General features: G+C 68.4%; 33 protein-coding genes. 31 read left to right on the forward strand and 2 right to left on the reverse strand.

The genetic code is table 11. The features are described from left to right. Positions 1–14 precede the first annotated feature (14 nt). The 16 genes from rplV to FVQ89_RS04515 all read left to right on the forward strand — a co-directional run bounded on the left by rplV (position 15) and on the right by FVQ89_RS04515 (position 8,663). Positions 15–416 carry a 50S ribosomal protein L22 gene (gene rplV / locus FVQ89_RS04440; RefSeq protein WP_147900681.1) on the forward strand — a complete coding sequence of 134 codons (402 nt, stop codon included), beginning with the start codon at positions 15–17 and terminating at the stop codon, positions 414–416. Next, on the forward strand, positions 416–1,162 hold the full coding sequence (gene rpsC, locus FVQ89_RS04445; RefSeq protein WP_147900682.1) for a 30S ribosomal protein S3: 747 nt from the start codon (positions 416–418) through the stop codon (positions 1,160–1,162). The genes rplV and rpsC overlap by 1 nt, the downstream gene beginning before the upstream one ends. Positions 1,163–1,164: 2 nt before the next feature. After that, on the forward strand, positions 1,165–1,584 hold the full coding sequence (gene rplP, locus FVQ89_RS04450; RefSeq protein WP_147900683.1) for a 50S ribosomal protein L16: 420 nt from the start codon (positions 1,165–1,167) through the stop codon (positions 1,582–1,584). After that, positions 1,584–1,910 (forward strand): 50S ribosomal protein L29, encoded by a 327-nt coding sequence (gene rpmC, locus FVQ89_RS04455; RefSeq protein WP_147900684.1) that lies wholly within the window; start codon positions 1,584–1,586, stop codon positions 1,908–1,910. Before rplP ends, rpmC begins: the two co-directional genes overlap by 1 nt. After that, complete coding sequence (rpsQ, locus tag FVQ89_RS04460) at positions 1,910–2,239, forward strand: 30S ribosomal protein S17 (protein WP_147900685.1); 330 nt, start codon at positions 1,910–1,912, stop codon at positions 2,237–2,239. The genes rpmC and rpsQ overlap by 1 nt, the downstream gene beginning before the upstream one ends. Positions 2,240–2,242: 3 nt before the next feature. Then, entirely contained in the window at positions 2,243–2,611 is a 369-nt protein-coding gene (gene rplN / locus FVQ89_RS04465) for a 50S ribosomal protein L14 (protein WP_147900686.1), read from the forward strand. Between the two features lie 2 nt (positions 2,612–2,613). Beyond that, positions 2,614–2,973 carry a 50S ribosomal protein L24 gene (rplX, locus tag FVQ89_RS04470; protein WP_147900687.1) on the forward strand — a complete coding sequence of 120 codons (360 nt, stop codon included), beginning with the start codon at positions 2,614–2,616 and terminating at the stop codon, positions 2,971–2,973. Then, positions 2,974–3,546: a 50S ribosomal protein L5 gene (rplE, locus tag FVQ89_RS04475; RefSeq protein ID WP_147900688.1), complete on the forward strand. Its 573-nt coding sequence runs from the start codon at positions 2,974–2,976 to the stop codon at positions 3,544–3,546. A 95-nt stretch (positions 3,547–3,641) separates the two neighbouring features. After that, the gene (gene rpsH, locus FVQ89_RS04480) at positions 3,642–4,040 is read left to right on the forward strand and encodes a 30S ribosomal protein S8 (RefSeq protein ID WP_147900689.1); all 399 of its coding nucleotides are present in this window, start codon (positions 3,642–3,644) and stop codon (positions 4,038–4,040) included. Between the two features lie 6 nt (positions 4,041–4,046). Continuing rightward, the gene (gene rplF / locus FVQ89_RS04485) at positions 4,047–4,583 is read left to right on the forward strand and encodes a 50S ribosomal protein L6 (protein WP_147900690.1); all 537 of its coding nucleotides are present in this window, start codon (positions 4,047–4,049) and stop codon (positions 4,581–4,583) included. Between the two features lie 2 nt (positions 4,584–4,585). Beyond that, entirely contained in the window at positions 4,586–4,945 is a 360-nt protein-coding gene (gene rplR, locus FVQ89_RS04490) for a 50S ribosomal protein L18 (RefSeq protein WP_147900691.1), read from the forward strand. Between the two features lie 5 nt (positions 4,946–4,950). Then, positions 4,951–5,655 carry a 30S ribosomal protein S5 gene (rpsE, locus tag FVQ89_RS04495; RefSeq protein WP_147901488.1) on the forward strand — a complete coding sequence of 235 codons (705 nt, stop codon included), beginning with the start codon at positions 4,951–4,953 and terminating at the stop codon, positions 5,653–5,655. Continuing rightward, on the forward strand, positions 5,655–5,840 hold the full coding sequence (gene rpmD, locus FVQ89_RS04500) for a 50S ribosomal protein L30 (protein WP_147900692.1): 186 nt from the start codon (positions 5,655–5,657) through the stop codon (positions 5,838–5,840). The genes rpsE and rpmD overlap by 1 nt, the downstream gene beginning before the upstream one ends. Beyond that, positions 5,840–6,652 carry a 50S ribosomal protein L15 gene (gene rplO, locus FVQ89_RS14500; RefSeq protein WP_147900693.1) on the forward strand — a complete coding sequence of 271 codons (813 nt, stop codon included), beginning with the start codon at positions 5,840–5,842 and terminating at the stop codon, positions 6,650–6,652. Before rpmD ends, rplO begins: the two co-directional genes overlap by 1 nt. 86 nt (positions 6,653–6,738) lie before the next feature. Then, complete coding sequence (gene secY, locus FVQ89_RS04510; protein ID WP_147900694.1) at positions 6,739–8,067, forward strand: preprotein translocase subunit SecY; 1,329 nt, start codon at positions 6,739–6,741, stop codon at positions 8,065–8,067. Next, positions 8,064–8,663: an adenylate kinase gene (locus FVQ89_RS04515; RefSeq protein WP_187264897.1), complete on the forward strand. Its 600-nt coding sequence runs from the start codon at positions 8,064–8,066 to the stop codon at positions 8,661–8,663. The genes secY and FVQ89_RS04515 overlap by 4 nt, the downstream gene beginning before the upstream one ends. A gap of 331 nt (positions 8,664–8,994) precedes the next feature. Here FVQ89_RS04515 and FVQ89_RS04520 read toward each other — a convergent pair whose 3' ends face one another. Further along, a complete protein-coding gene (locus FVQ89_RS04520; RefSeq protein ID WP_147900695.1) occupies positions 8,995–10,896 on the reverse strand; it encodes a transcription antiterminator in 1,902 nt (633 codons plus the stop codon). Between the two features lie 282 nt (positions 10,897–11,178). Between FVQ89_RS04520 and FVQ89_RS14395 the strand changes: the two genes are divergently transcribed. The 11 genes from FVQ89_RS14395 (at position 11,179) to rplQ (ending at position 18,720) form a co-directional block, all read left to right on the forward strand. Further along, positions 11,179–11,454, forward strand: coding sequence for a hypothetical protein (locus FVQ89_RS14395; RefSeq protein WP_370454446.1), 276 nt, complete (start codon positions 11,179–11,181; stop codon positions 11,452–11,454). Next, positions 11,455–11,727 (forward strand): HPr family phosphocarrier protein, encoded by a 273-nt coding sequence (locus FVQ89_RS04530; protein WP_147900696.1) that lies wholly within the window; start codon positions 11,455–11,457, stop codon positions 11,725–11,727. Continuing rightward, complete coding sequence (gene ptsP / locus FVQ89_RS04535; RefSeq protein WP_147901490.1) at positions 11,727–13,415, forward strand: phosphoenolpyruvate--protein phosphotransferase; 1,689 nt, start codon at positions 11,727–11,729, stop codon at positions 13,413–13,415. Before FVQ89_RS04530 ends, ptsP begins: the two co-directional genes overlap by 1 nt. A 110-nt stretch (positions 13,416–13,525) precedes the next feature. Next, positions 13,526–14,992, forward strand: coding sequence for a PTS mannitol transporter subunit IICB (locus FVQ89_RS04540; RefSeq protein ID WP_255513418.1), 1,467 nt, complete (start codon positions 13,526–13,528; stop codon positions 14,990–14,992). A 38-nt stretch (positions 14,993–15,030) separates the two neighbouring features. Then, entirely contained in the window at positions 15,031–15,471 is a 441-nt protein-coding gene (locus FVQ89_RS04545) for a PTS sugar transporter subunit IIA (protein WP_147900698.1), read from the forward strand. A gap of 164 nt (positions 15,472–15,635) precedes the next feature. Further along, positions 15,636–15,857, forward strand: a complete 222-nt coding sequence (gene infA / locus FVQ89_RS04550; protein ID WP_100365313.1) for a translation initiation factor IF-1 — start codon at positions 15,636–15,638, stop codon at positions 15,855–15,857. 58 nt (positions 15,858–15,915) lie between these two features. Further along, the gene (gene rpmJ, locus FVQ89_RS04555) at positions 15,916–16,032 is read left to right on the forward strand and encodes a 50S ribosomal protein L36 (RefSeq protein ID WP_055821300.1); all 117 of its coding nucleotides are present in this window, start codon (positions 15,916–15,918) and stop codon (positions 16,030–16,032) included. A gap of 140 nt (positions 16,033–16,172) precedes the next feature. Further along, complete coding sequence (gene rpsM / locus FVQ89_RS04560; protein ID WP_120761886.1) at positions 16,173–16,553, forward strand: 30S ribosomal protein S13; 381 nt, start codon at positions 16,173–16,175, stop codon at positions 16,551–16,553. Beyond that, positions 16,553–16,951 carry a 30S ribosomal protein S11 gene (gene rpsK, locus FVQ89_RS04565; RefSeq protein ID WP_147900699.1) on the forward strand — a complete coding sequence of 133 codons (399 nt, stop codon included), beginning with the start codon at positions 16,553–16,555 and terminating at the stop codon, positions 16,949–16,951. Before rpsM ends, rpsK begins: the two co-directional genes overlap by 1 nt. A 190-nt stretch (positions 16,952–17,141) precedes the next feature. Further along, positions 17,142–18,131, forward strand: a complete 990-nt coding sequence (locus FVQ89_RS04570; RefSeq protein WP_147900700.1) for a DNA-directed RNA polymerase subunit alpha — start codon at positions 17,142–17,144, stop codon at positions 18,129–18,131. A gap of 40 nt (positions 18,132–18,171) precedes the next feature. Beyond that, the gene (gene rplQ / locus FVQ89_RS04575; protein ID WP_147900701.1) at positions 18,172–18,720 is read left to right on the forward strand and encodes a 50S ribosomal protein L17; all 549 of its coding nucleotides are present in this window, start codon (positions 18,172–18,174) and stop codon (positions 18,718–18,720) included. Positions 18,721–18,853: 133 nt separating this feature from the next. Here rplQ and FVQ89_RS04580 read toward each other — a convergent pair whose 3' ends face one another. Further along, positions 18,854–20,758: an acyltransferase family protein gene (locus FVQ89_RS04580; protein ID WP_147900702.1), complete on the reverse strand. Its 1,905-nt coding sequence runs from the start codon at positions 20,756–20,758 to the stop codon at positions 18,854–18,856. Positions 20,759–20,791: 33 nt separating this feature from the next. Here FVQ89_RS04580 and FVQ89_RS04585 point away from each other — a divergent pair, with 33 nt between their 5' ends. From FVQ89_RS04585 to glmM, 4 genes are all read left to right on the forward strand, one after another. Next, positions 20,792–21,691 (forward strand): tRNA pseudouridine(38-40) synthase TruA, encoded by a 900-nt coding sequence (locus FVQ89_RS04585; protein ID WP_255513419.1) that lies wholly within the window; start codon positions 20,792–20,794, stop codon positions 21,689–21,691. Between the two features lie 130 nt (positions 21,692–21,821). Then, the gene (gene rplM / locus FVQ89_RS04590; RefSeq protein ID WP_147900703.1) at positions 21,822–22,268 is read left to right on the forward strand and encodes a 50S ribosomal protein L13; all 447 of its coding nucleotides are present in this window, start codon (positions 21,822–21,824) and stop codon (positions 22,266–22,268) included. Positions 22,269–22,297: 29 nt separating this feature from the next. Further along, positions 22,298–22,786, forward strand: coding sequence for a 30S ribosomal protein S9 (rpsI, locus tag FVQ89_RS04595; RefSeq protein ID WP_147900704.1), 489 nt, complete (start codon positions 22,298–22,300; stop codon positions 22,784–22,786). A 15-nt stretch (positions 22,787–22,801) separates the two neighbouring features. Continuing rightward, positions 22,802–24,169: a phosphoglucosamine mutase gene (gene glmM / locus FVQ89_RS04600; RefSeq protein ID WP_147900705.1), complete on the forward strand. Its 1,368-nt coding sequence runs from the start codon at positions 22,802–22,804 to the stop codon at positions 24,167–24,169. Positions 24,170–24,193 lie beyond the last annotated feature (24 nt).

Consider the following 24,193-nt stretch of genomic DNA (forward strand, 5'->3'; position numbering starts at 1 on the left):
GAGGAGGAATAGAGATGGTGGAGTCGATCGCCCGCGTGCGACACATCCGCGTGACGCCTCAGAAGGCCCGTCGCGTCGTCGACCTGATCCGCGGAAAGCAGGCCCAGGAGGCCCTCGCGATCCTGAAGTTCGCCCCGCAGGGCGCCAGCGAGCCCGTCTACAAGCTCGTGGCATCCGCGATCGCGAACGCCCGCGTGAAGGCGGATGCGACCAACAGCTTCCTCGACGAGGCCGACCTCGTGGTCGCGCGTGCCTTCGTCGACGAGGGGACCACGCTGAAGCGCTTCCAGCCGCGTGCCCAGGGTCGCGCGTTCCGCATCAACAAGCGCACGAGTCACATCACCGTGGTGCTCGCGACGCCGGACGAGCTCACGGCTGCAGCCGGCAACGCTGCGGCGAAGAAGGCAGGTAAGTAATGGGCCAGAAGGTCAATCCGTACGGCTTCCGTCTCGGGATCACCACCGACCACACGTCGCGCTGGTTCTCCGACTCGACGAAGCCCGGTCAGCGCTACGCCGACTACGTGGCCGAGGACGTCAAGATCCGCAACCTGCTGAAGACGAACCTCGACCGCGCCGGTGTCGCCAAGATCGAGATCGAGCGCACCCGTGACCGCGTCCGCGTGGACATCCACACGGCGCGTCCCGGCATCGTCATCGGCCGCCGCGGCGCCGAGGCCGAGCGCATCCGCGCCGACCTCGAGAAGCTCACCGGCAAGCAGATCCAGCTGAACATCCTCGAGGTGAAGAACCCCGAGGCCGAGGCTCAGCTCGTCGCCCAGGGTATCGCGGAGCAGCTCAGCGCCCGTGTCGCGTTCCGTCGCGCCATGCGCAAGGGCCTCCAGGGTGCTCAGCGCGCCGGCGCCAAGGGCGTGCGGATCCAGGTCTCCGGCCGCCTCGGCGGCGCCGAGATGAGCCGGTCGGAGTTCTACCGCGAGGGTCGGGTGCCGCTGCACACCCTTCGCGCGAACATCGACTACGGCTTCTACGAGGCGAAGACCACCTTCGGCCGCATCGGCGTGAAGGTCTGGATCTACAAGGGCGACATCACCAACAAGGAACTAGCTCGCGAGCAGGCGGCCCAGAAGTCGTCCCGCCCCGAGCGTCGTGACGGCGCGCGCCGTGGCCCCCGTGCCGAGGCCGCCGCAGGAGTCGAGGCGTAATCATGCTCATTCCCCGTAAGGTCAAGCACCGCAAGCAGCACCACCCCAAGCGGGATGGTCAGGCGACCGGTGGCACCAAGGTCAGCTTCGGCGAGTATGGCATCCAGGCCCTCACCTCGGCCTACGTGACCAACCGCCAGATCGAGTCCGCTCGTATCGCGATGACCCGCCACATCAAGCGTGGCGGCAAGGTGTGGATCAACATCTACCCCGACCGTCCGCTCACGAAGAAGCCCGCCGAAACCCGCATGGGTTCCGGTAAGGGAAGCCCCGAGTGGTGGGTCGCCAACGTCAAGCCCGGCCGCGTCCTCTTCGAGGTCGCCGGCGTCAGCGAGGAGCTCGCCCGTGGCGCGCTCACCCGGGCCATTCACAAGCTGCCGCTCAAGGCACGCATCATCAAGCGCGAGGAGGGCGACGCGTAATGGCCGTCGGATCCAAGGAGCTCGCCACCGTCGAGCTCGACACCTTTGAAGACGAGCGTCTCGTCGACGAGCTGAAGAAGGCGAAGGAAGAGCTGTTCAACCTCCGCTTCCAGTCGGCGACCGGACAGCTCGAAAGCCACGGCCGCCTGCGTGCCGTGAAGCGCGACATCGCGCGCATCTACACCGTCATCCGCGAGCGCGAGCTCGGCATCCGGGCCACCCCGGCCCCCGCCGAGGTGCCCGCGAAGGCGGCGAAGAAGTCCACCAAGAAGTCGGAGGCCGCCGAGGCCCCCGCCGATGAGACCGCCGAGGAGGCGAGCAAGTAATGGCCGATACCAAGAAGGCCGCCACGAAGGCGGCGCCGGGCCACGAGTCCGCCGCCCACGACGTCAAGGACGCGGACGCCCGCGGGTACCGCAAGGTGCGTCGCGGCTACGTCACGAGCGACAAGATGGACAAGACCATCGTCGTCGAGGTCGAGGACCGCGTGAAGCACCCGCTGTACGGCAAGGTCATCCGCCGCAGCTCGAAGATCAAGGCCCACGACGAGCAGAACACGGCCGGCATCGGCGACCTCGTCGTCATCTCGGAGACCCGTCCGCTTTCGTCCACGAAGCGCTGGCGTCTCGTCGAGATCGTGGAGAAGGCGAAGTAACCCATGATTCAGCAGGAATCCCGCCTCAAGGTCGCCGACAACACCGGCGCCAAGGAGCTGCTCACGATTCGCGTGCTCGGCGGCTCCGGCCGTCGCTACGCGGGCCTCGGTGACATCATCGTCGCCACGGTCAAGGACGCGATCCCCGGCGGCAACGTGAAGAAGGGCGACGTCGTCAAGGCTGTCGTGGTCCGCACCAAGAAGCAGACCCGCCGCCCCGACGGCTCGTACATCAAGTTCGACGAGAACGCCGCCGTGATCCTGAAGAACGACGGGGACCCCCGCGGGACCCGCATCTTCGGGCCCGTCGGCCGTGAGCTTCGCGACAAGAAGTTCATGAAGATCATCTCGCTGGCCCCGGAGGTCATTTAGTCATGGCAAAGATCAAGAAGGGCGACCTCGTCCAGGTCATCAGCGGTCCCTCGCAGGATCGCGGCGGTGACCGGGGCAAGCAGGGTCGCGTCATCGAGGTCCTGGTCGAGAAGGACCGGGTGATCGTCGAGGGCGTCAACTTCGTCACCAAGCACGTGCGCGTGGGCCAGACCCAGCGCGGCACGAAGACCGGTGGCATCGAGACGCACGAGGCACCCATCCACATCTCGAACGTGGCCCTCGTCGACCCGAAGACCAAGCAGCCGACGCGTGTCGGTTTCCGCGAGGAGACCGTCGACAAGGACGGCGTGAAGAAGACCGTTCGCGTGCGCTACGCGAAGAAGTCCGGAGAGAAGATCTAAATGGCTACGACTGCTGTGGCTGGCAAAATCCAGCCCCGACTGAAGTCGAAGTACCGCGACGAGATCGTGAAGACCCTGACCTCGGAGTTCGGCTACTCGAACCCCATGCAGGTGCCGGGTCTCGTGAAGATCGTCGTGAACACCGGTGTCGGCGAGGCCGCCCGCGACTCCAAGGTGATCGACGGTGCGATCAAGGACCTCACCCTCATCACCGGCCAGAAGCCGCAGGTCACCAAGGCCCGCAAGTCCATCGCACAGTTCAAGCTGCGTGAGGGCATGCCGATCGGTGCCCACGTGACCCTTCGCGGCGACCGTGCGTGGGAGTTCCTCGACCGCCTGCTGTCGCTCGCGCTGCCGCGCATCCGCGACTTCCGCGGCCTGTCGTCGAAGCAGTTCGACGGCAACGGCAACTACACGTTCGGTGTGACCGAGCAGTCGATCTTCCACGAGATCGACCAGGACCAGATCGACCGCGTTCGCGGATTCGACATCACGGTCGTGACCACCGCCAAGACGGACGATGAGGGTCGCGCCCTGCTGCGCGCGCTCGGGTTCCCGTTCAAGGCCGAATAAGCCCGCATCAGGGACATCAACCAGGTCGGCATCCGGTCCGTGCTCTTGAGGAGCTAGCGGATGTCGAAACCGATTGAGAATAGGAAACCAACGAAATGACGATGACAGATCCGGTCGCAGACATGCTGACCAGACTGCGCAACGCGAACCGCGCCTACCACGACACGGTCTCGCTCCCGAGCAGCAAGCTCAAGACCCACATCGCCGAGATCCTCCAGCGCGAGGGCTACATCTCGAGCTGGAAGGTCGAGGACGCCCGCGTCGGCAAGACGCTCACGATCGACCTCAAGTACGGTCCGAACCGCGAGCGCTCCATCGCCGGCATCAAGCGCGTTTCGAAGCCGGGTCTGCGCGTCTACGCGAAGTCGACCGAGATCCCCCACGTGCTGGGCGGCCTCGGTGTGGCGATCCTGTCCACCTCCTCCGGGCTCCTGACGGACCGCGAGGCGAGCAAGAAGGGCGTCGGCGGGGAAGTCCTCGCCTACGTGTGGTGAGTTGAGATGTCGCGTATCGGAAGACTCCCCATCACCGTTCCCTCCGGCGTCACCGTGACGATCGAGGGCCAGGACGTCAGCGTCAAGGGACCCAAGGGCGAACTCGCCCTCACCGTGAAGAGCCCCATCGCAGTCGCACTCGAGGACGGACAGGTGCTCGTCACCCGTCCGGACGACGAGCGCGAGTCGCGGTCGCTCCACGGCCTCACCCGCACGCTCATCGCGAACCAGATCATCGGCGTCACCGAGGGCTACTCCAAGAGCCTCGAGGTCGTCGGCACCGGTTACCGCGTGCAGGCCAAGGGCAGCTCGGTCGAGTTCGCGCTCGGCTACTCGCACTCCATCACCGTCGACCCGCCCGCAGGCATCACGTTCGAGGTCGAGGGCAACAACAAGCTTCACGTCCGCGGCATCGACAAGCAGGCCGTGGGCGAGGTGGCCGCCAACATCCGCAAGCTGCGCAAGCCCGAGCCCTACAAGGGCAAGGGTGTGCGTTACTCGGGCGAGGTCGTCCGCCGCAAGGCCGGAAAGGCTGGTAAGTGATCATGGCTGGCATCAGCAAGTCGGCGCAGCGCAACCGTCGCCACACGCGACTGCGCAAGCGCATCGTCGGAACCGAGGCGCGTCCGCGTCTCGTCGTCACCCGCTCGGCCCGTCACGTCTTCGTGCAGGTCGTCGACGACTCGAAGGGTCACACCGTGGCCTCCGCGTCGACGCTCGAGGCGGACCTGCGGACCTTCGACGGCGACAAGACCGCGAAGGCCCGCAAGGTCGGCGAGCTCGTCGCCGAGCGTGCCAAGAAGGCCGGTGTCGCGACGGTCGTGTTCGACCGCGGCGGCAACAAGTACGCCGGACGCGTCGCGGCGATCGCCGAGGGCGCCCGTGAGGGAGGGCTCGAGCTGTGAGCGACGTGACCGAGAACAAGGAGCAGGACGTGCAGTCCGAGGACATCGCCGAGGGCAAGGTCGTGGAGACCGCCGCCGGCACCCAGCAGGCTCAGGAGCCTCGTGAGGCCCGTCGTGGCAGCCGCGATCGCGGTGCGCGCAACGACCGCGGTGCTCGCGGCGGCCGTGAGGACAGCCAGTTCCTCGAGCGCGTCGTGACCATCAACCGTGTGTCGAAGGTCGTCAAGGGCGGTCGCCGCTTCAGCTTCACGGCGCTCGTCGTCGTCGGCGACGGCAACGGCCTCGTGGGCGTCGGATACGGCAAGGCCCGCGAGGTTCCGCTCGCGATCTCGAAGGGCGTCGAGGAGGCGAAGAAGAACTTCTTCCGCGTCCCGCGTTCCGGAGCGACCATCCCGCACCCCGTGCAGGGTGAGGCCGCCGCTGGTGTGGTGCTGCTTCGTCCCGCCGCCGCCGGTACCGGTGTTATCGCCGGTGGTCCGGTGCGCGCGGTGCTCGAGTGCGCCGGTATCCACGACGTGCTGTCGAAGTCGCTCGGCTCCTCCAACACGATCAACATCGTCCACGCGACGGTCGAGGCGCTCAAGCAGCTCGAAGAGCCCCGCGCCGTCGCCGCCCGCCGCGGCCTCGAGTTCGAGGACGTCGCCCCGGAGCGCCTCATCCGCGCCGAGGAGGAGGCCCGGCAGGCCGCTACTGCAAAGGTTGGTGCCTGATGGCCGCGCGTCTCAAGGTGACCCAGATCAAGTCCGTTATCAGCGAGAAGCAGAACCAGCGTGACACGCTGCGGAGCCTCGGCCTCAAGCGCATCGGCGACGTCGTCGTGCGCGAGGACACCCCGGCCAACCGCGGCTACGTTCGCACGGTCTCGCACCTCGTGAAGGTCGAGGAGATTGACTAATGGCTGACGAGAAGAAGCCGACGGCCGCCAAGGCTGCCGCCGACAAGCCGGCCGCGGAGAAGAAGGCTCCCGCCAAGGCTGCTGCGAAGCCCGCCGCCGAGAAGAAGGCCGCCGCCCCCAAGGCTGCGGACAAGGCCCCCGCCAAGGAGACCGCAGCCAAGGCTCCGGCGACTGCCAAGACGACCGCCGCGAAGTCGGCCACGTCGAAGGCTGCTGCCGAGAAGCCCGCTGCTGAGAAGCCTGCCGCGGAGAAGAAGGCGCCGGCCAAGGCCGCCACCTCGAAGTCCGCGGCGTCCGCGAAGGCGGACGACACCGTCGCCGAGAAGAAGGCTCCGGCGAAGCCCGCGGCCAAGAAGTCGGCCGACGTCGCGCGCCCGCAGGTGCTCAAGGCTCACCACCTCCGCCCCGCCGAGGGGTCGAAGAAGGCCAAGACGCGCGTCGGACGCGGTGAAGGCTCGAAGGGCAAGACCGCCGGTCGCGGCACCAAGGGCACCAAGGCCCGCTACCAGGTGCGCGTCGGCCTCGAGGGCGGCAACCTGAACCAGGTCATGCGTGCGCCGAAGCTGCGCGGGTTCAAGAACCCGTTCCGGGTCGAGTACCAGGTCGTGAACCTGGACCGTCTCGCCGAGCTCTACCCCTCGGGCGGCGACGTCACCATCAGCGACCTCGTCGCCAAGGGTGCCGTGCGCAAGAACGAGAAGGTCAAGGTTCTCGGCACGGGCGAGATTGCGGTTAAGCTGAACGTTGCGGTCGACAAGGTCTCGAGCTCTGCGGAGCAGAAGATCGTCGCCGCCGGCGGCTCCGTCAAGTAGCCATCGGGAAGGTGGCCCCACCCGGGGCCACCTCCTCGCCGCACCGAACGTGTGCGGCACGCTTCGAAATCTCACCGGGAGGCGTCGTGTTCAGTGCCGTCGCGCGGATCTTCCGCACGCCGGACCTCCGCCGCAAGATCGCGTTCACGCTGGGCATCATCGCCCTGTTCCGGCTCGGGTCCTTCGTACCCGCACCGTTCGTCGACTTCGGCAACGTCCAGCTCTGCCTCGCGGGCAACGCAGGCGCCTCGGGTCTCTACGACCTGGTCAACCTCTTCTCAGGTGGGGCGCTCCTGCAGCTGTCGATCTTCGCGCTCGGCATCATGCCGTACATCACCGCGTCGATCATCGTGCAGCTGCTGCGCGTCGTCATCCCGCACTTCGACACCCTCTACAAGGAGGGCCAGTCGGGCCAGGCGAAGCTGACGCAGTACACGCGCTACCTCACGATCGCGCTCGGTGTGCTGCAGTCCACGACGCTCATCACCGTCGCCCGCTCCGGTGCGCTCTTCGGCACCACGAGCACCGCCGAGTGCGCACAGCTCATCGTCCCCGCAGGCGACACCTGGTACGGCATCCTGCTCATGGTCATCACCATGACCGCCGGAACCGGCGTCATCATGTGGATGGGTGAGCTCATCACCGAGCGCGGCATCGGCAACGGCATGTCGCTGCTGATCTTCACTTCGATCGTCGCGACGTTCCCCAACTCGCTCATCTCGATCGCCCAGCAGCGCAACGTCGAGACGCTGCTTCTCGTCATCGGCATCGGCGTGCTCATCATGTTCGCCGTCATCTTCGTCGAGCAGTCGCAACGCAGAATCCCCGTCCAGTACGCCAAGCGCATGGTCGGACGCCGTACCTACGGCGGCAACAACACCTACATCCCGATCAAGGTCAACATGGCCGGCGTGGTGCCCGTCATCTTCGCCTCGTCGCTGCTCTACCTTCCGGCGCTCGTCGCCCAGTTCAACCAGCCCGCCGCGGGCGAAACCGCCCAGCCGTGGGTCCAGTGGATCTCCACCTACCTCACGCGCGGCGACCACCCGCTCTACATGCTGGTGTACTTCCTCCTCATCGTCGGGTTCACCTACTTCTACGTCGCCATCACGTTCAACCCGGACGAGGTCGCCGACAACATGAAGAAGTACGGCGGATTCATCCCCGGCATCCGCGCGGGCCGACCGACCGCCGAGTACCTCGACTACGTCCTCACCCGCGTCACCCTGCCCGGATCGATCTACCTCGGTCTCATCGCGCTCATCCCGCTCATCGCCCTCGCGATGGTCGACGCGAACCAGAACTTCCCGTTCGGTGGCACGTCGATCCTCATCATGGTCGGCGTGGGGCTCGAGACGGTGAAGCAGATCGACTCGCAGCTCCAGCAGCGCCACTACGAGGGGCTCCTGCGATGACGGTCCGCCTGCTCATCGTCGGCCCCCCCGGCGCCGGCAAGGGGACGCAGGCGGAACGCATCGCCGCCCGCTTCGGCATCCCGACCATCTCCACCGGCGACATCTTCCGCGCGAACATCGCGGGAGAGACCGAACTCGGCAAGCGGGTGAAGGCGATCGTCGACGCCGGAGACTACGTTCCCGACTCGCTCACCAACGAACTCGTCTCCGACCGGCTCTCCGAAGCGGACGCCACCACCGGCTTCCTCCTCGACGGCTACCCGCGCACCCCCGACCAGGTGCGTTTCCTCGACGCACTCCTCAGCTCCCACGGGCACAAGCTCGATGCCGTGCTGCGTCTCGTGGCCGACCAAGACGAAATCGTGCGACGTCTGCGCAAGCGCGCCGTCGAGCAGGGCCGCGCCGACGACTCCGAAGAGGCCATCCGGCACCGCCAAGAGGTCTACCAGCGCGAGACCGCGCCCGTCCTCGAGATGTTCCGCGAGCAGGGTCTCCTCATCGAGGTCGACGGGCTCGGGTCGGTCGACGAGGTGACGGGCCGCATCTGGGCCGCCTTCGCTGACGCCGGCATCGGTGCCGTCGAGGCGTCGGCGTAGACCTCTAGCCTTCCCCGCGGCCGGGATGCGCATGCGGTAGCCGCGTCGCTTCCCCCGCGCGCTTCGCGCGCTCCCGCCAGGCCCGATGCCAGCGACACCGCTACCGCATACGCACCCCGCCCGCGCCGCTCTCCGTCCTGCGGCAGCTGCAGCGGCCGACGCCACTGCGGGCGGGCGGGCCCGGGCGGTGAATGCAAGCTGCTGGTGCTGGGTGCGTAGCAGGGGTGACGGGATTTCTCCGGGACGCTGGCATCGGGCCTGGCGGGAGCAGGCCGGAGGCCTGCGGGGGTAGGCGTCGCGGAGAAATCCCGTCACCCCTGCGAAGCGGGGCTCACGTGTCGATCAGGCGGGTGAGCTCGGCGACGAGCGTCGGCACGTCGGTGGCCCGGGCGACGAGGGTGCGGACGTTCTCGCGGTCGGAGAACACCTCGACGAGCTGGTCGAACACCTCCTGGAAGCTGGCGCGACCGGATTCGCTGAACGCGATGAACGCGACCACCTCGACGCGCGAGCCGCCCCACTGCATCGACGTCGTGTTGAGCACGAGTGCGATGGCGGTGCGTTCGGCGGTCATCGCCATCGCGTGCGGCATCGCGAGCCCGTCGGTGAAGGCGGTGGACGACAGCCGCTCCCGTTCGATCGCTCCCGTGACGTAGGTGTCGTCGACGATCCCCGCTTCGATCATCTTCTCGCCGAGTATGCGGATCATGGCCTCCGCATCGGGGGCGTAGAGCTCGCGGAAGAAGAGGCGCTCGTCGAAGTAGCCGCCGAGGCGTTCCGCGAGGCGCGCGCGGCGGCGGCCGCGGCGTGTGCGCGAGATGGCGGCCTGGATGACCTTCACATCCGCCTCGCCGAGGAACGGGTGCACGACGATGATGCGGTCGCTCGGGGTGGGCGGGTCGATGACCGAGATGATGAGGTCGCCGGGGAGGGCGTCCCAGTCGACGTCGGAGCGCGTGTCGAGCTGCTCGATCCTGAGGTCGTGGCCGACGGCGGATTCGACGCGGTGCAGCAGCTCGAGGTGGAGCCGGTGGTAGGCGGGAGCGACGATGGTCGCGGTGACGGCCTGCTCGGTCTGGCGGCGTTCCTCGAGACGCGCGCCGAGGTGCATCGCGAGGAAAGCGATCTCGTCCTCCGGCACGTCGATGCCGGTGCTGATCTGCAGCTCGCGGGCGATATACACGGCGAGCTCGTAGATCATCGGGTAGCCGGATTTGATGGAGCGCGTGAGCGGATTGCGCGAGAAGGATCCTTCCTGCGCGCGCCGCACGAGCTGCCGGATGTGCATCGCGAGCCGCAGCAGGAAGTCGCCGTCGCCGTCGAGGTCGATGAGGTATTCGCGTGCCGCCTTCTCGACGATCGCCCGCACTTCGGCGAGCTGTTCGTCGTCGATGGGGGGCGGGCCGGCGTCGAGGGGGGCGACCGCGACGCGGGTCCCGAGCAGGAATCCGAGGTAGTCGAGGTCGCCTGGCGGAAGTTTCACGTCGAAGTGGTCGGCGACGAGTTCGTCGATGATCGCGGCGAACACGCCTTCCTCGGTCTCGCCTCCGCGTGCGGGGAGCGCGCTCTGCGTCTGGGAGCGGTCGACGGCGATGGCGAGGTGCAGCAGCACGGTGCTCAGCCCGTAGTCGTTGATCTCGTAGCCGTCGGCGACGAGTCGCGCGATGAGGGCGGTCTTGAAGGCGGTCAGGTCTCCGGCGGCGAACCAGCTCTCGATCCGGTCGACTTCGCGCATGCCGCGGGTCGCCTCGTCGCGGAAGAGCGCCCCGATGAGGCGTCGCCGGGCGGTTTCGGGACCCTCGAGCTGTACGCGTTCGCGCGTCCGTACGATCGTGAGTCCCGCGGCTCCGGCCCGCGATCGGGCGCGGGCGAGGTCGGTCTCGAGGGTGGAGTCGCTCACGTGCAGTCGTTCGGCGAGCTCGTAGAGGTCGACGCCTTCCGACTCCGGGGGAGCGTCGAGCAGTGCCCGCAGCACGGCGGTGGCGCGTTCGGTGGGGGTCTCGGCGCGTGCGCCGCGGTCGTCGCGCAGGCGCCTCGCCCATTCGCCACGGTCGAGCCGATACCCGGACGGGCCGGATTCGATCACGGGCGCGTCCGATCCGCTGTTGAGCGCGGCGACGTAGCCCCGGATGCTGCGGTCGGTGACGCCCAGTCGCGCGCCGAGGTCGGCTGCCGTCAGCCAGCCGTCGTGCTGTGCGAGCACGTCGACGAGTTGCTCGTGTCGATCGACCATCCGCTCCGCCACCACCTAGGAACGCCCCCAGTCAAGCACCCGCAGCGCGGCAGAGAGCGGGATTCGGCAGGTTTTTCCGGGGGAGCGGAAGCGGCTGGGCTGGCGGCGGCCGCACCGTGCGACGCACACTGTGGATGCCCGCCGGGTGAGGGAACCGGCGGGCCCCGAACTTGGTCCGGGGACGGCATCGCCGCCGACGCGTTTCGCGCGGGGGCGAAGAGACGCGGAGGTGGCACCGTGCGGGTGCTCATCGTGTGCGGGGCTGGAGTCTCCAGTACTTTCGTGGCACAGCGACTGCGCTTGGCGGCGGCAGCTCGCGGTCTCGACCTCACACCGATCGCCTCGTCAGCGTCCGCCGCCCCGGACCTTGTCCCGTCCGCCGATGCTCTGCTCATCGGCGCGCATCTGGGCGAAGCCGCGGTGAGCCTGTCGGGGCTCGCGACGGCATCATCCGTGCCTTTCGCCGTGATCGACGACGTGGCACGGCAGGATGGCGAGGGACTGCTGGAGACCATGCTGGCGGCTGTCGCAGCCGGCCACCCGGAGAGGATTTCCTGAATGGAACGCACGCTGAAGATCGCATCCGGCCACGGGCTGCACGCTCGTCCCGCGAAGATGTTCACCCAGGCGGTGACGGCGTCCGGTCATCGTGTCACGATCGGTCGTCCCGATGGGAAGGCGGTCAACGCCGCGAGCATCCTGTCGATCATCGCGGCGGGCTTCGAGAACGGCGACGAGGTCGTGCTCACGGTCGAGGGCGACGACTCGGAGAAGGTCCTCGACGATCTGACCGACTTCCTCACGACGGATCACGACGAGGCCGCTGAGTGATCGAGGTCCAGGAGCTCGTCGGTGTCGGAATCGGCACCGGCATCGTCGTGGGTCCGGTGCTGCACGCGAGCCGGCAGGCTGCGGCGGCACCGACGGATGCGGCGAGCACGATCGGCGCGGAGGCCGAGCTCGACCGCGCGCGCACCGCGCTCGCGGCGGTGTCGCAGCAGCTTCGGGAGCGGGCGGAGGCCGCGGATGAGGCGACGCGCGACGTGCTCGAGGCCCAGGCTCTGATGACCGAGGACCCGGCGCTGCTCGACGGCGTCGAGGCGGGTCTCGCGTCGGGGGTGACCGCGGAGAAGGCCGTCGCCGACGCGTTCGCCGAATTCGCGGCGCTCCTCGCCGACGCGGGGGAGTACTTCGCCGAGCGGGCCGCCGACCTGCACGATCTCTCGGATCGCGCGGTCGCGGTGCTGCAGGGCCGCTCCACCGACCTGGTGGTCGACCCGGGGCATCCGTATGTGCTCGTCGCGCGCGACCTGGCGCCGGCCGACACGGCCGTGCTCGACCTGGACAGGGTGCTCGCGTTCGTGACGAGCGAAGGTGGACCGACCTCGCACACCGCGATCCTCGCGCGCCAGCGCGGCATCGTGGCCCTCGTGGGAGCCGGCGGTGTGGAGTCGCTTCCCGACGGCACGCAGGTGATCGTCGACGCCGAGCGCGGGCGGGTCTTCGTCGACCCGGATGCGGCCGAGCTCGCCGACGCCGAGGCGCGGATCGCGGCGCGCGAGGCGGAGGCATCGGCACCCGCAGGACCGGGTGCTCTCGCCGACGGAACGCCCGTGAAGCTGCTCGCGAACCTCGGGAAGCCCGGCGAGGCGAAGGGGGCGGTCGAGATGGGCGCGGAGGGCGTGGGCCTGTTCCGCACGGAGTTCCTCTTCCTCGATTCCGCCGATGCCCCGACCGTCGAGGAGCAGACCGAGAGCTACCGCGAGGTGTTGGAGGCCTTCCCCGGCAAGCGGGTCGTGGTGCGGCTGCTCGATGCGGGAGCCGACAAGCCGCTCGCGTTCCTGTCGCCCGGCGAAGAGGAGAACCCCGCCCTCGGCAAGCGCGGGCTTCGCGCCCTGCGCGCCTCGGAGCAGGTGCTCCAGGACCAGCTCACCGCACTCGCCGCAGCGGATGCCGCGACCGACGCCGAACTGTGGGTGATGGCCCCCATGGTCGCGACTGTGGAGGAGACGCGCTTCGTGACGCGCGCGATCCACGAAGCGGGTATCCCCGTGGCCGGTGTCATGGTCGAGATCCCGTCGGTGGCGCTCATCGCGGATCGGGTGCTCGCCCAGACCGATTTCGCCTCGATCGGCACGAACGACCTCACGCAGTACACGATGGCCGCGGACCGCCAGCTCGGCTCGGTCGCGGCCCTGCAGGACCCGTGGCACCCGGCGGTGCTGCGACTCGTCTCCGAGGTGGGCGCAGCGGGCGCAGCCTCGGGCAAGCCGGTCGGCGTGTGCGGCGAGGCCGCCGCCGATCCTCTTCTCGCCGTCGTGCTCGCAGGTCTCGGTGTCACGAGCCTGTCGATGTCGCCGACGGCTCTCTCAGATGTCCGCGTATCCCTCGCGCGGTACAGCATGGACGACGCTCGCGCGATCGCCCATGCAGCCCTGGCGGCCTCCGAGGCCGCCGATGCCCGAGAGGCGGCCCGCGCGGCCGCCGACACCACGACCGCAGGGAAGATCCCCGCGTAGGAGCCAGGAGGCAAACCACCATGACGACGACGTCAACGACGGCGGCACCGCGGGGCGGAGGGGCCCGCGTCGCAGTCCAGAGATTCGGAACATTCCTCTCGGGCATGATCATGCCCAACATCCCCGCCCTGATCGCGTGGGGCATCGTGACCGCGTTCTTCATCCCGGTGGGATGGACGCCCAACGCAGACCTGGCGACCATGGTCGGTCCGGTAATTCACTACTTGCTTCCGACTCTGATCGCCTACACCGGCGGCAACATGGTCTATGGCGTGCGAGGTGCCGTGGTCGGGGCCATCGCGACGTTCGGTGCGATCGCGGGGTCTGACCTGCTGGTCGCCAACTTCAACGCGACCCTGCCGGAAGGCGAGGCGCAGCTCGGCCAGGTGCACATGTTCATCGGTGCGATGATCCTGGGCCCTCTGGGCGCGTGGACGATGAAGCAGCTCGACCGGATCTGGACCGGGAAGGTGAAGGCGGGCTTCGAGATGCTCGTCAACATGTTCTCGGCCGGCATCTGGGGCTTCGTGATGGCCGTGGTCGGGTTCTACCCGGTCGCGTGGCTCGTGAACGGGCTGATGAATGTACTCGGGGGTGCGGTGAACTGGCTCATCGACACCGGCCTGCTGCCGTTGACGAGCATCATCATCGAGCCGGCGAAGGTGTTCTTCCTGAACAACGCGATCAACCACGGCGTACTGACTCCGCTCGGGACGTCGCAGGTGGATGCCCAAATCGCGGCAGGCGAAGCGCCAAAGAGCATCCTTTTCCTGCTCGAGGCAAACCCTGGCCCCGGAGTGGGGCTGCTCCTGGCGTTCACGATCTTCGGGATCGGCGCCGCGCGTGCATCCGCTCCGGGTGCGGCAGTCATCCAGTTCCTCGGCGGTATCCACGAGGTGTACTTCCCGTTCGCGCTCATGAAGCCGGTGCTGATTCTCGCTCTCATCGCGGGTGGCATGACAGGAGTCACGACGAACATGCTGTTCGACTCGGGTCTGCGAGCTCCTGCTGCGCCAGGAAGTATCTTCGCGGTGCTCGCACAGACTGCTCAAGACAGCTATGTGGGCGTGATCCTCTCGGTGCTGCTGTCGGCTACCGTGACCTTCGTGATCGCCTCGATCATCTTGCGGGCCTCCCGCAAGCGCGATCTGGCGTCCGAGGCGGATGCAGATGCGCGCCTCGCCGCGTCGATTGCACAGACCGAGAAGAACAAGGGCAAGGAGAGCTCGGTGCTGTCGGGCATGGCAGCCACGATGGGCTCCGGCGCGACCGAGACGAAGGTCATCAACAAGGTGGTCTTCGCCTGCGACGCGGGCATGGGCTCGAGCGCGATGGGCGCATCCGTGCTGCGGAACAAGTTCAAGAAGGCCGGCGTTGAGGCGGATGTGTCGAACGCGGCGATCGCGAACCTGACGGGTGATGAGGATCTCGTCATCACCCAGAACGAGCTCACCGAGCGTGCGCGCCAGAAGGCACCCAACGCGGTTCACGTCTCGGTGGACAACTTCATGAACAGCCCGAAGTACGACGAGGTCGTGCAGCTGGTCAAGGAGCAGAAGGAAGGGGCCGCGCAGTAGGCCCAGTGGGTCCGGCGGCGAGAGAGGAGAATCACACCATGAGCGACGACATCCTGACTCCGGAGCGCGTGGTGCTCGCCGACCGGACCCCGTCTCGTGAGGAGGCGATCCGCGACGTGGGTCGCCTCCTTGTCGACGCCGGGGCCGTGCGTCCCGGGTACGTCGACTCGATGCTCGCCCGGGAGGAGACCGTCTCGACCTCGATGGGCAATTTCCTCGCGATCCCGCACGGGACCAACGAGGGCCGGGAGTTCATCGACCGCACGGCGCTCGCCGTGATCCGCTACCCGGAGGCCATCTCGTGGGACGGCGACGACGTGCGCTTCGTCGTCGGCATCGCGGGGCGCGAGAACGAGCACCTCGAGATCCTCGGGCGCATCGCGGTGCTCTTCTCGGAGGACGACGACGTGCAGGCGCTGCTCGCGGCTTCGACCGCCGAGGAGCTGTTCGCGCTCATCTCGGCGGTCAACGAGGACTGACCTCGGCCGCTCCATCCCTGCCGCGAGGACGCCACGGGAACATCGCGTGGCGTCCTCGCGTTTAATCAGCTAGGATCGATCTTTGGTGCCTTGTGCCCTTTGGGTCGTCCGCACCGAATCAATCACCCGCATGACCGAGCGTCACCGATAGCGATTTAGAGGGTATGGCCAAGAAAGACGGCGTCATCGAGATCGAGGGATCTGTCCTCGAGGCTCTGCCGAACGCGATGTTCCGCGTCGAGCTGAGCAACGGGCACAAGGTTCTCGCCCACATTTCGGGCAAGATGCGTCAGCACTACATCCGCATCCTCCCTGAGGACCGCGTGATCGTGGAGCTGAGCCCCTACGACCTGACCCGCGGCCGCATCGTCTACCGCTACAAGTAACGGTCGGAAAGTAACGGCTCGCGCTGCGGCGCGAGTACGAGGACAGCGAGAAGGAAACATGAAGGTCAACCCGAGCGTCAAGCCCATCTGCGACCACTGCAAGGTCATCCGTCGCAACGGCCGCGTGATGGTCATCTGCAAGAGCAACCCGCGTCACAAGCAGCGTCAGGGCTGATCGCCCGCCGCTTCCGCGGACTCACAACTCAATACACACCAAGCGCCGCCAGAACCTCGCGAGAGGGGACACCTCGGGTCGGAGGCCCGGGCACCGGCGGCGCTCCACACCTCCGAACGACTCCATAAGGAGAAGCCGACATGGCACGTCTCGCCGGCGTCGACATCCCGCGCGATAAGCGCGTGGAAGTCGCTCTGACGTACATCTACGGCGTGGGCCGCACTCGTGCGCTCGCGACGCTCAAGGAGACCGGGATCTCCGGTGACATCCGCGTGAAGGATCTGACCGACGACCAGCTCGTCGCCCTTCGCGACTACATCGAAGGCAACTTCAAGGTCGAGGGAGACCTGCGCCGCGAGGTGCAGGCCGACATCCGCCGCAAGGTCGAGATCGGCTCCTACGAGGGCCTCCGCCACCGCCGCGGCCTGCCCGTTCGCGGTCAGCGCACCAAGACCAACGCACGCACTCGCAAGGGCCCGAAGCGCACCGTGGCCGGCAAGAAGAAGGCAGGTAAGAAGTAATGGCTGCTCCGAAGGCCGCCGCGCGCAAGCCGCGCCGCAAGGAGAAGAAGAACGTCGCCGTGGGCCAGGCTCACATCAAGTCGACCTTCAACAACACCATCGTCTCGATCACCGACCCCTCGGGCGCCGTCATCAGCTGGGCGTCCTCGGGTGGGGTGGGCTTCAAGGGCTCGCGCAAGTCGACCCCCTACGCCGCGCAGCTCGCCGCCGAGTCGGCCGCGCGCCAGGCGCAGGAGCACGGCATGAAGAAGGTGGACGTCTTCGTCAAGGGCCCGGGCTCCGGGCGCGAGACGGCGATCCGCTCGCTTCAGGCCGCGGGCCTCGAGGTCGGCAGCATCAACGACGTGACGCCGCAGGCGCACAACGGATGCCGCCCGCCGAAGCGTCGTCGCGTCTAACTCTTTCGTCGGTCGAGCGGCGCGCGTCGTGAGGCTCACGGGACCATCGCACGGTGGTGGTCCCGACGCGCATCCCGAATCCGCTGCTCGATCGACCGGTACTCCATAACTCAACATCACGGCGGCCCAGCCACCCGCCGCAACTGTCGTGGGCGTCATATGGCGGACGCCCTCGCCGAAAGGAAACCACGTGCTCATCGCACAGCGTCCCACGCTCTCGGAGGAGAGCATCTCGGAGTTCCGCTCCGCGTTCGTCATCGAGCCCCTCGAGCCCGGCTTCGGCTACACGCTCGGCAACTCGCTGCGTCGCACCCTTCTCTCGTCGATTCCCGGCGCGGCCGTCACGAGCATCCGCCTCGACGGCATCCAGCACGAGTTCGACACCATCCCCGGTGTCCGTGAGGACGTCGTCGAGATCGTCCTCAACATCAAGAACCTGGTCGTCTCCAGCGAGCACGACGAGCCGATCACGGCCTACCTGCGCAAGCAGGGTGCCGGTCAGGTCACCGCGGCCGACATCTCGGCTCCCGCGGGCGTCGAGATCCACAACCCCGAGCTCGTGATCGCGACCCTCAACGAGAAGGCGAAGTTCGACCTCGAGCTCACCATCGAGCGCGGCCGCGGATACGTCTCGGCCACGCAGAACCGCAGCGAGTTCAGCGAGGCCGGCCAGATCCCGGTCGACTCGATCTACTCGCCCGTGCTGAAGGTCACCTACCGCGTCGAGGCCACTCGTGCCGGTGAGCGCACCGACTTCGACCGCCTCGTCGTCGACGTCGAGACGAAGCCGGCGATCTCGCCGCGCGACGCGATCGCCTCCGCCGGTCGCACGCTCGTCGAGCTGTTCGGTCTCGCCCGCGAGCTGAACACCGCGGCCGAGGGCATCGAGATCGGCCCCGCGCCGGTGGACGCGGTGCTGTCGAACGAGCTGTCGATGCCCATCGAGGACCTCGACCTCTCGGTGCGCAGCTACAACTGCCTCAAGCGCGAGGGCATCAACACCGTCAGCGAGCTCGTCGCCCTTTCGGAGACGCAGCTCATGAACATCCGCAACTTCGGTCAGAAGTCCGTGGATGAGGTGAAGGACAAGCTCGTCGAGCTCGGTCTGTCGCTGAAGGACAGCGTGCCCGGATTCGACGGCGCCCACTTCTACGGCGGATACGACGACGAGACCGTCTGAGTCCGTCTGACCTGACACACATTCTGGAGAACGACTGATCATGCCCCAGCCCACCAAGGGTCCCCGTCTCGGCGGCGGTCCGGCGCACGAGCGCCTGCTGCTCGCGAACCTCGCCGCGGCCCTCTTCACCCACAAGAGCATCACGACCACCGAGACGAAGGCCAAGCGCCTGCGTCCGCTCGCCGAGCGTCTCATCACGTTCGCGAAGCGCGGCGACCTTCACTCGCGCCGTCGCGTGCTGTCGGTCATCGGCGACAAGACCGTCGTGCACGTTCTCTTCACCGAGATCGCGCCGCTCGTCGCCGAGCGTGAGGGTGGCTACACCCGCATCACGAAGATCGGCAACCGCAAGGGCGACAACGCGCCCATGGCCGTCATCGAGCTCGTGCTCGAGCCGGTCGTGAAGAAGCCGGCGTCCTCGAAGAAGTCCGCCGCGCGCACCGAGGCCCCGAAGGCCGAGCCGGTCGCCGAGGAGACCCCGGTCGAGGAGACCCCCGCTGAGGAGGCTCCGGTCGAAGAGACCGAGGCTCCCGCTGAGGAAGCTCCCGCCGACGCCGAGGCGCCTGCCGAGGAGTCCGAGGAGAAGTAACTCCTCGCTCGTACGCCGAGAGACCCCGCCCCCACCCGGGCGGGGTCTTTCTCGTTCCGCCCATAGACATGTCTACGGACAGATAGACACCGCCGCGCGGGTGTCCGGCGCGTCAGAGACATGTCTATGGCGCCTAGACGGGACGGGGGAGCGACTCGTCGGCTAGCTCGTCGCGCAGCGGAGGCAGCGCCGCCAGACGCTGCAGCGCCTCCTTGATCGAGGCGGTAAAGATCCGCGCCCCCGCGTGACCGAAGTGCACCTGATCGCGCGCGAGCTCGTCGAGATGCGGCTGGATGGCGGCGTGCCAGTCGGCCAGCTCGACATTGCGGTGCTGCCACGCAAACGCCGCGAGACGCTCGTTGACCGTCGGGATCCAGTCCCGCGGTGCTTGCGCTGTCACCACCACGAGCTCCCTCTCGGGTCCGATCACCGCGCGCACCTTTTCAAGGGTGTCGGTGCTCACCGATCCGTTCGTGCCGAGCGCCAGCACCACGACCGTGCGGAGCCGCCCCGACTCGCGCAGCTTCTTCAGGATGTCGGGTGCCGTCCACATCTGGCGCGACACGACCGCGTCGATCCCGATGCCGGGGAACGCCTCCTGCAGTTCAGGGACCGCGGCCAGCATCACCGAGTCGCCGATCGCCGTGATCGAATCGCCCTGCAACTGCATGGGCGGGCCGGAGGGGCGAGGCGGTGCGCTCGGATCCGCGGTCGGCGGCGGGGTGGGCGAGGGGCTCTGGGCGGCCCGTTCCCCCGCCTCGATGCGACTCTCGACCTCCGAGGTGGCGGGTTGGATCACGAGCGCGACGGCGGTGCCGGTCGCGCCGCCCAGCACGAGCACGAGACCGGCTGTGCTCGCCACGGCCGCCGCGCGCGAACGACGCCACCCGGCCGCCCATGACCGCCACGCGCTCCGGAATCCGTGCCGGCGGATGGGCTGCTCGACGAAGCGGAAGCTGAGCGCCGCGGCGATCAACGTGATCCCGAGCGCGACACCGCCGAGCGCCCAGGCGAGGCCGGTATCGGAGGTCCAGGTCGGCAGCGCCGCCGCGAGCAGCACGAACACGGGCCAGTGCCACAGGTAGATTCCGTAGCTGCGTACCCCGACCCACCTCAGCGGCCTGACGTCGAGCGCTCGGGCGAGAGGCGATCCGGGGACGAGGCACGCGACGATCACGACGGCGGTGAGCACCGCCACGCCGAGTAGCCCTCCGCGGTACGCCCAGTCGGCTGTGCCCGGCATCACCGCCGAGAGCACCGCGAGGCCGGCGAGAGCAGCGACGCCGAGCGTCCCGAGCAGCGCGCGGCTCCACCGCGACCACTCGAGCACGCGAGGCGACCACCACTGCGTCACGACCGCGACGAGGGCGCCGAGCGTCAGCCCGAACGCATGCGTGCCGGTGCCGTAGTAGACCGACGTGGGCGATCCCGGATCGAGCAGCAGCGCCATCGCCAGTGCGGATGCGGCGGTCGCCACCGCGAGCACGACGATGCGCGCGGGCCGCCCGAGTCGCACGAGCACGATCAGCAGCACGAGGGGCCAGAGCAGGTAGAACTGCTCCTCAACGGCGAGCGACCACAGGTTTCGGAACAGCTCCGGCGTCGACTCGGTGAAGTACTCCGACCCGGTTGCGATGAAATACCAGTTGCTCGAGAACGTGAGCGCCGTGAGCAGCTGCGCGCCGAGGCCCACGAGCACGTCCCCGCCGACCACGACCGCCAGCGTGCTGCATGCCAGCAGCAGCACCACGAGTGCGGGCAGCAGCCGCCGAGCCCGCCGCTTCCAGAACGCACCGAGCCGGATGCGTCCGGTGCGGGTGCGCTCTGCGAGCAGGAGGCGCGTGATGATGAACCCGCTGACGACGAAGAACACGTCGACCCCGAGATACCCGCCGACGAGCGCCCCCGGCGTCAGGTGGAACGCGACCACGACAGCGACGGCGAATGCGCGCAGGCCGTCGAGCCCGGCGACGCGGGGCGTCGTCGGGGCCGTCTGGGGCGCGGTCGCGGCACCGGAGGAGTTGCTCGGGGAGGTCATGGTCGGAGTTCCAGAACAGCCTAAGCTCGCTTCGTGAACAACCCGGAAGCACCTGTGCGTGTGCGGTTGGATCTCGCCTACGACGGGTCCGACTTCACGGGTTGGGCGCGTCAACCCGGCCTGCGCACGGTGCAGGGCGTCCTCGAGGATGCCCTCGGGACGATCCTCGGGGGCGAGCCGTGTCGGCTCACGGTCGCCGGCCGCACGGATGTCGGGGTGCACGCGATCGGTCAGGTCGCCCACGTCGACCTCGAGCCCGCCCAGCTCGCGCGCCTCGATCGGCGTCCTCGGGGCCGTGGAGCGGGAGCGGCGGGAGTGGAGTCGCTCGCGCGGCGTCTGAACGGAGTGGTGGGCCAGGCGGCCGACGTGCAGGTGCATCGCGCCTCGGTGGCCTCGGCCGGATTCGATGCCCGCTTCTCGGCCGAATGGCGCCGCTACTCCTATCGGATCGCCGACGCCGCTGCGCTGCGCGATCCCCGTTCGCGAGCGTTCACCTTATGGCATCCGTCGGAGCTGGATCTGGACGCGATGGATGCCGCCGCACGCAGCCTGCTCGGGTTGCACGACTTCGCCGCCTACTGCCGTCCCCGTGAGGGCGCGACCACCATCCGCACCCTGCAGGCGTTTTCGTGGAGCCGCGACGCCGACGGCGTGCTGATCGCCGAGGTGCGCGCAGACGCGTTCTGCCACAGCATGGTGCGCGCCCTGGTCGGCGCGTGCGTCGCCGCAGGCGAGGGGCGTTTCGATCCATCGCGTGCCGCCGGCATCCGCGATGAGGCGGTTCGGACGAGCGAGTTCATCGTCGTGCCGTCGCGCGGGCTCACGCTCATGGAGGTCGGATACCCGCCGGATGCCGAGCTCGCGGCCCGCGCGGAGCGCACCCGGGCCCGCCGCGACACGCCCGGCTTGCCGGACGAGGGCCCGATCGACTAATCTGTTCAGGTTGTCCGCGCGCCGTGCGGCGACCAGTTGGGCCCTCCACCGCCGGGTTCCCGCGCTTCGCGCGAGGAACGCGCACCGGAGCGGGATTCACGAACATCACCGACAAGAAAGCAGTCAATCCGTGACGCGTACGTTCAGCCCGCGGCCGTCGGACATCAAGCGCGAGTGGATCGTCATCGACGCCACCGACATCGTGCTCGGTCGTCTCGCGAGCCACGCCGCCGCGATCCTCCGTGGCAAGCACAAGCCCACCTTCGCTCCCCACATGGACATGGGCGACTTCGTCATCATCGTGAACGCCGACAAGGTCGCGCTCACCGGTGCGAAGCTCGAGCAGAAGAAGGCCTACCGCCACTCCGGCTACCCGGGCGGCCTCTCGGCGACCTCCTACTCGGAGCTCCTCGAGAAGCACCCCACCCGCGCGGTCGAGAAGGCCATCCGCGGCATGCTGCCGAAGAACTCGCTGGGTCGCGCCCAGATCAAGAAGCTGAAGGTGTACGCAGGCGGCGAGCACCCGCACGCCGCGCAGCAGCCCAAGCCCTACACCCTCACCCAGGTCGCGCAGTAAGCGCCGAGAGACTTTCAAGGACATCACTGATGGCGAAGATCGAAGACACCCTGTCCGGCGAGGCGCTCTCCAGCTTCTCGACCGAGACCCCGGCCGACGAGGCGCCCCGCGCCCCCCGCGCCATTCTCAGCGTTCCCGGTGCGGCCGTCGGCCGCCGCAAGGAGGCCATCGCGCGCGTGCGCATCGCCCCCGGCGCGGGCGAGTTCACCGTGAACGGCCGCACGCTTGAGGACTACTTCCCGAACAAGCTGCACCAGCAGCTGATCAACGACCCGTTCAAGGTGCTCGACCTGCTCGGCGCCTACGACGTGAAGGCGAAGATCACCGGCGGTGGCCCCTCCGGCCAGGCCGGTGCGCTGCGCCTCGCGATCGCGCGTGCGCTCAACGAGATCGACCGCGAGAACAACCGCCCGGCGCTCAAGAAGGCGGGCTTCCTCTCGCGCGACGCTCGCGTCATCGAGCGCAAGAAGGCCGGTCTCAAGAAGGCCCGCAAGGCCTCGCAGTTCTCGAAGCGCTGATCCGAGTCCTGGCGCATGCCGCGTCTCTTCGGCACTGACGGGGTCCGGGGGCTGGCGAACGGTGAGGTCATCACCGCCGACCTGGCCCTCGGCCTCGCGCAGGCTGCTGCCCGCGTGCTCACGCAGGGCCGCCACGCGGATCATGTCCGCGGGGAGGGCCGGCGTTCGCGTGCCGTGATCGCTCGCGATCCGCGCGTCTCCGGTGAGTTCATCTCGGCCGCGGTCGCCGCAGGGCTCGCCAGTTCTGGCATCGACGTGCTCGACGCGGGCGTGATCCCGACGCCGGCGGCCGCGTTCCTCGTGGGCGACATCGGCGCCGACTTCGGCGTCATGGTGTCGGCGTCGCACAACCCGGCGCCCGACAACGGCATCAAGTTCTTCGCGATCGGCGGGGTCAAGCTGCCCGACGAGGTCGAGGACCGCATCGAGGCGGCCCTCGCTCAGCCGAAGCTGGCGCCGACCGGAGCCGGTGTCGGACGCATCCGTCGTTTCTCGGACGCCGAGGATCGCTACCTGCTCCACCTGCTCGGCACCCTCGACGTGCGGCTCGACGGCATCTCGGTCGTGATAGATGCGGCGCACGGCGCGGCCGCGGGTGTCTCGCCGCAGGTGTTCGCGGATGCGGGCGCGACGGTCACCGTGATCGGTGCCGACCCCGACGGCCTCAACATCAACGACGGTGTCGGCTCGACCCACCTGGAGACCCTGCAGGAGGCGGTGCGCCTCACGGGCGCCGACCTCGGCATCGCCCACGACGGCGACGCCGACCGCTGCCTCGCGGTGGACGCCACGGGCGCCGTGATCGACGGCGACCAGATCATGGCGATCCTCGCGCTCTCGCTCAAGCGCCGGGGTCTCCTCGCGCACGACACCCTCGCGGTCACGACGATGAGCAACCTCGGACTGCGGATCGCGATGGAGCAGCACGAGGTGCACCTCGTCGAGACCGCCGTGGGCGACCGCTACGTGCTCGAAGCGATGAACGAGGGTGGGCTGACCCTGGGCGGCGAGCAGTCGGGGCACATCATCTTCCGCGAGCACGCCACGACGGGCGATGGCATCCTCACCGGCCTCCAGCTGGCCGCGGAGATGGTGCGAACGGGCAAGAGCCTCGCCGAGCTCGCTGCGGTGATGACCGTCCTTCCTCAGGTGCTCGTGAATGTGCGAGGCGTCGATCATCACGCGCTCGCCGGCGACGAGGTCATCGCGGATGCCGTCCGCGCCCACACGGCGGCGCTCGGCGGGGAGGGGCGGGTGCTGCTGCGCCCGTCCGGAACCGAGCCGCTCGTCCGCGTGATGGTCGAGGCGCGCGACGCGGAGCGCGCGCAGAGCATCGCCGACGAGCTCGCGGGAATCGTCCGCGAACGTCTCGCGTTGTCGTAGACCAGACGACAACGAGGAGGACCA

Source organism: Homoserinibacter sp. GY 40078, from assembly GCF_008017545.1.
Classification (GTDB): Bacteria; Actinomycetota; Actinomycetes; order Actinomycetales; family Microbacteriaceae; genus Homoserinibacter.

Coding starts and splice junctions, on each gene's coding strand:
- rplV (WP_147900681.1), top strand. CDS start 15: ATGGTGGAGTCGATCGCCCGCGTGCGACACATCCGCGTGACGCCTCAG.
- rpsC (WP_147900682.1), top strand. CDS start 416: ATGGGCCAGAAGGTCAATCCGTACGGCTTCCGTCTCGGGATCACCACC.
- rplP (WP_147900683.1), top strand. CDS start 1,165: ATGCTCATTCCCCGTAAGGTCAAGCACCGCAAGCAGCACCACCCCAAG.
- rpmC (WP_147900684.1), top strand. CDS start 1,584: ATGGCCGTCGGATCCAAGGAGCTCGCCACCGTCGAGCTCGACACCTTT.
- rpsQ (WP_147900685.1), top strand. CDS start 1,910: ATGGCCGATACCAAGAAGGCCGCCACGAAGGCGGCGCCGGGCCACGAG.
- rplN (WP_147900686.1), top strand. CDS start 2,243: ATGATTCAGCAGGAATCCCGCCTCAAGGTCGCCGACAACACCGGCGCC.
- rplX (WP_147900687.1), top strand. CDS start 2,614: ATGGCAAAGATCAAGAAGGGCGACCTCGTCCAGGTCATCAGCGGTCCC.
- rplE (WP_147900688.1), top strand. CDS start 2,974: ATGGCTACGACTGCTGTGGCTGGCAAAATCCAGCCCCGACTGAAGTCG.
- rpsH (WP_147900689.1), top strand. CDS start 3,642: ATGACGATGACAGATCCGGTCGCAGACATGCTGACCAGACTGCGCAAC.
- rplF (WP_147900690.1), top strand. CDS start 4,047: ATGTCGCGTATCGGAAGACTCCCCATCACCGTTCCCTCCGGCGTCACC.
- rplR (WP_147900691.1), top strand. CDS start 4,586: ATGGCTGGCATCAGCAAGTCGGCGCAGCGCAACCGTCGCCACACGCGA.
- rpmD (WP_147900692.1), top strand. CDS start 5,655: ATGGCCGCGCGTCTCAAGGTGACCCAGATCAAGTCCGTTATCAGCGAG.
- rplO (WP_147900693.1), top strand. CDS start 5,840: ATGGCTGACGAGAAGAAGCCGACGGCCGCCAAGGCTGCCGCCGACAAG.
- FVQ89_RS04515 (WP_187264897.1), top strand. CDS start 8,064: ATGACGGTCCGCCTGCTCATCGTCGGCCCCCCCGGCGCCGGCAAGGGG.
- FVQ89_RS04520 (WP_147900695.1), bottom strand. CDS start 10,896: ATGGTCGATCGACACGAGCAACTCGTCGACGTGCTCGCACAGCACGAC.
- FVQ89_RS04530 (WP_147900696.1), top strand. CDS start 11,455: ATGGAACGCACGCTGAAGATCGCATCCGGCCACGGGCTGCACGCTCGT.
- FVQ89_RS04540 (WP_255513418.1), top strand. CDS start 13,526: ATGCCCAACATCCCCGCCCTGATCGCGTGGGGCATCGTGACCGCGTTC.
- FVQ89_RS04545 (WP_147900698.1), top strand. CDS start 15,031: ATGAGCGACGACATCCTGACTCCGGAGCGCGTGGTGCTCGCCGACCGG.
- infA (WP_100365313.1), top strand. CDS start 15,636: ATGGCCAAGAAAGACGGCGTCATCGAGATCGAGGGATCTGTCCTCGAG.
- rpmJ (WP_055821300.1), top strand. CDS start 15,916: ATGAAGGTCAACCCGAGCGTCAAGCCCATCTGCGACCACTGCAAGGTC.
- rpsM (WP_120761886.1), top strand. CDS start 16,173: ATGGCACGTCTCGCCGGCGTCGACATCCCGCGCGATAAGCGCGTGGAA.
- rpsK (WP_147900699.1), top strand. CDS start 16,553: ATGGCTGCTCCGAAGGCCGCCGCGCGCAAGCCGCGCCGCAAGGAGAAG.
- rplQ (WP_147900701.1), top strand. CDS start 18,172: ATGCCCCAGCCCACCAAGGGTCCCCGTCTCGGCGGCGGTCCGGCGCAC.
- FVQ89_RS04580 (WP_147900702.1), bottom strand. CDS start 20,758: ATGACCTCCCCGAGCAACTCCTCCGGTGCCGCGACCGCGCCCCAGACG.
- rpsI (WP_147900704.1), top strand. CDS start 22,298: ATGGCGAAGATCGAAGACACCCTGTCCGGCGAGGCGCTCTCCAGCTTC.
- glmM (WP_147900705.1), top strand. CDS start 22,802: ATGCCGCGTCTCTTCGGCACTGACGGGGTCCGGGGGCTGGCGAACGGT.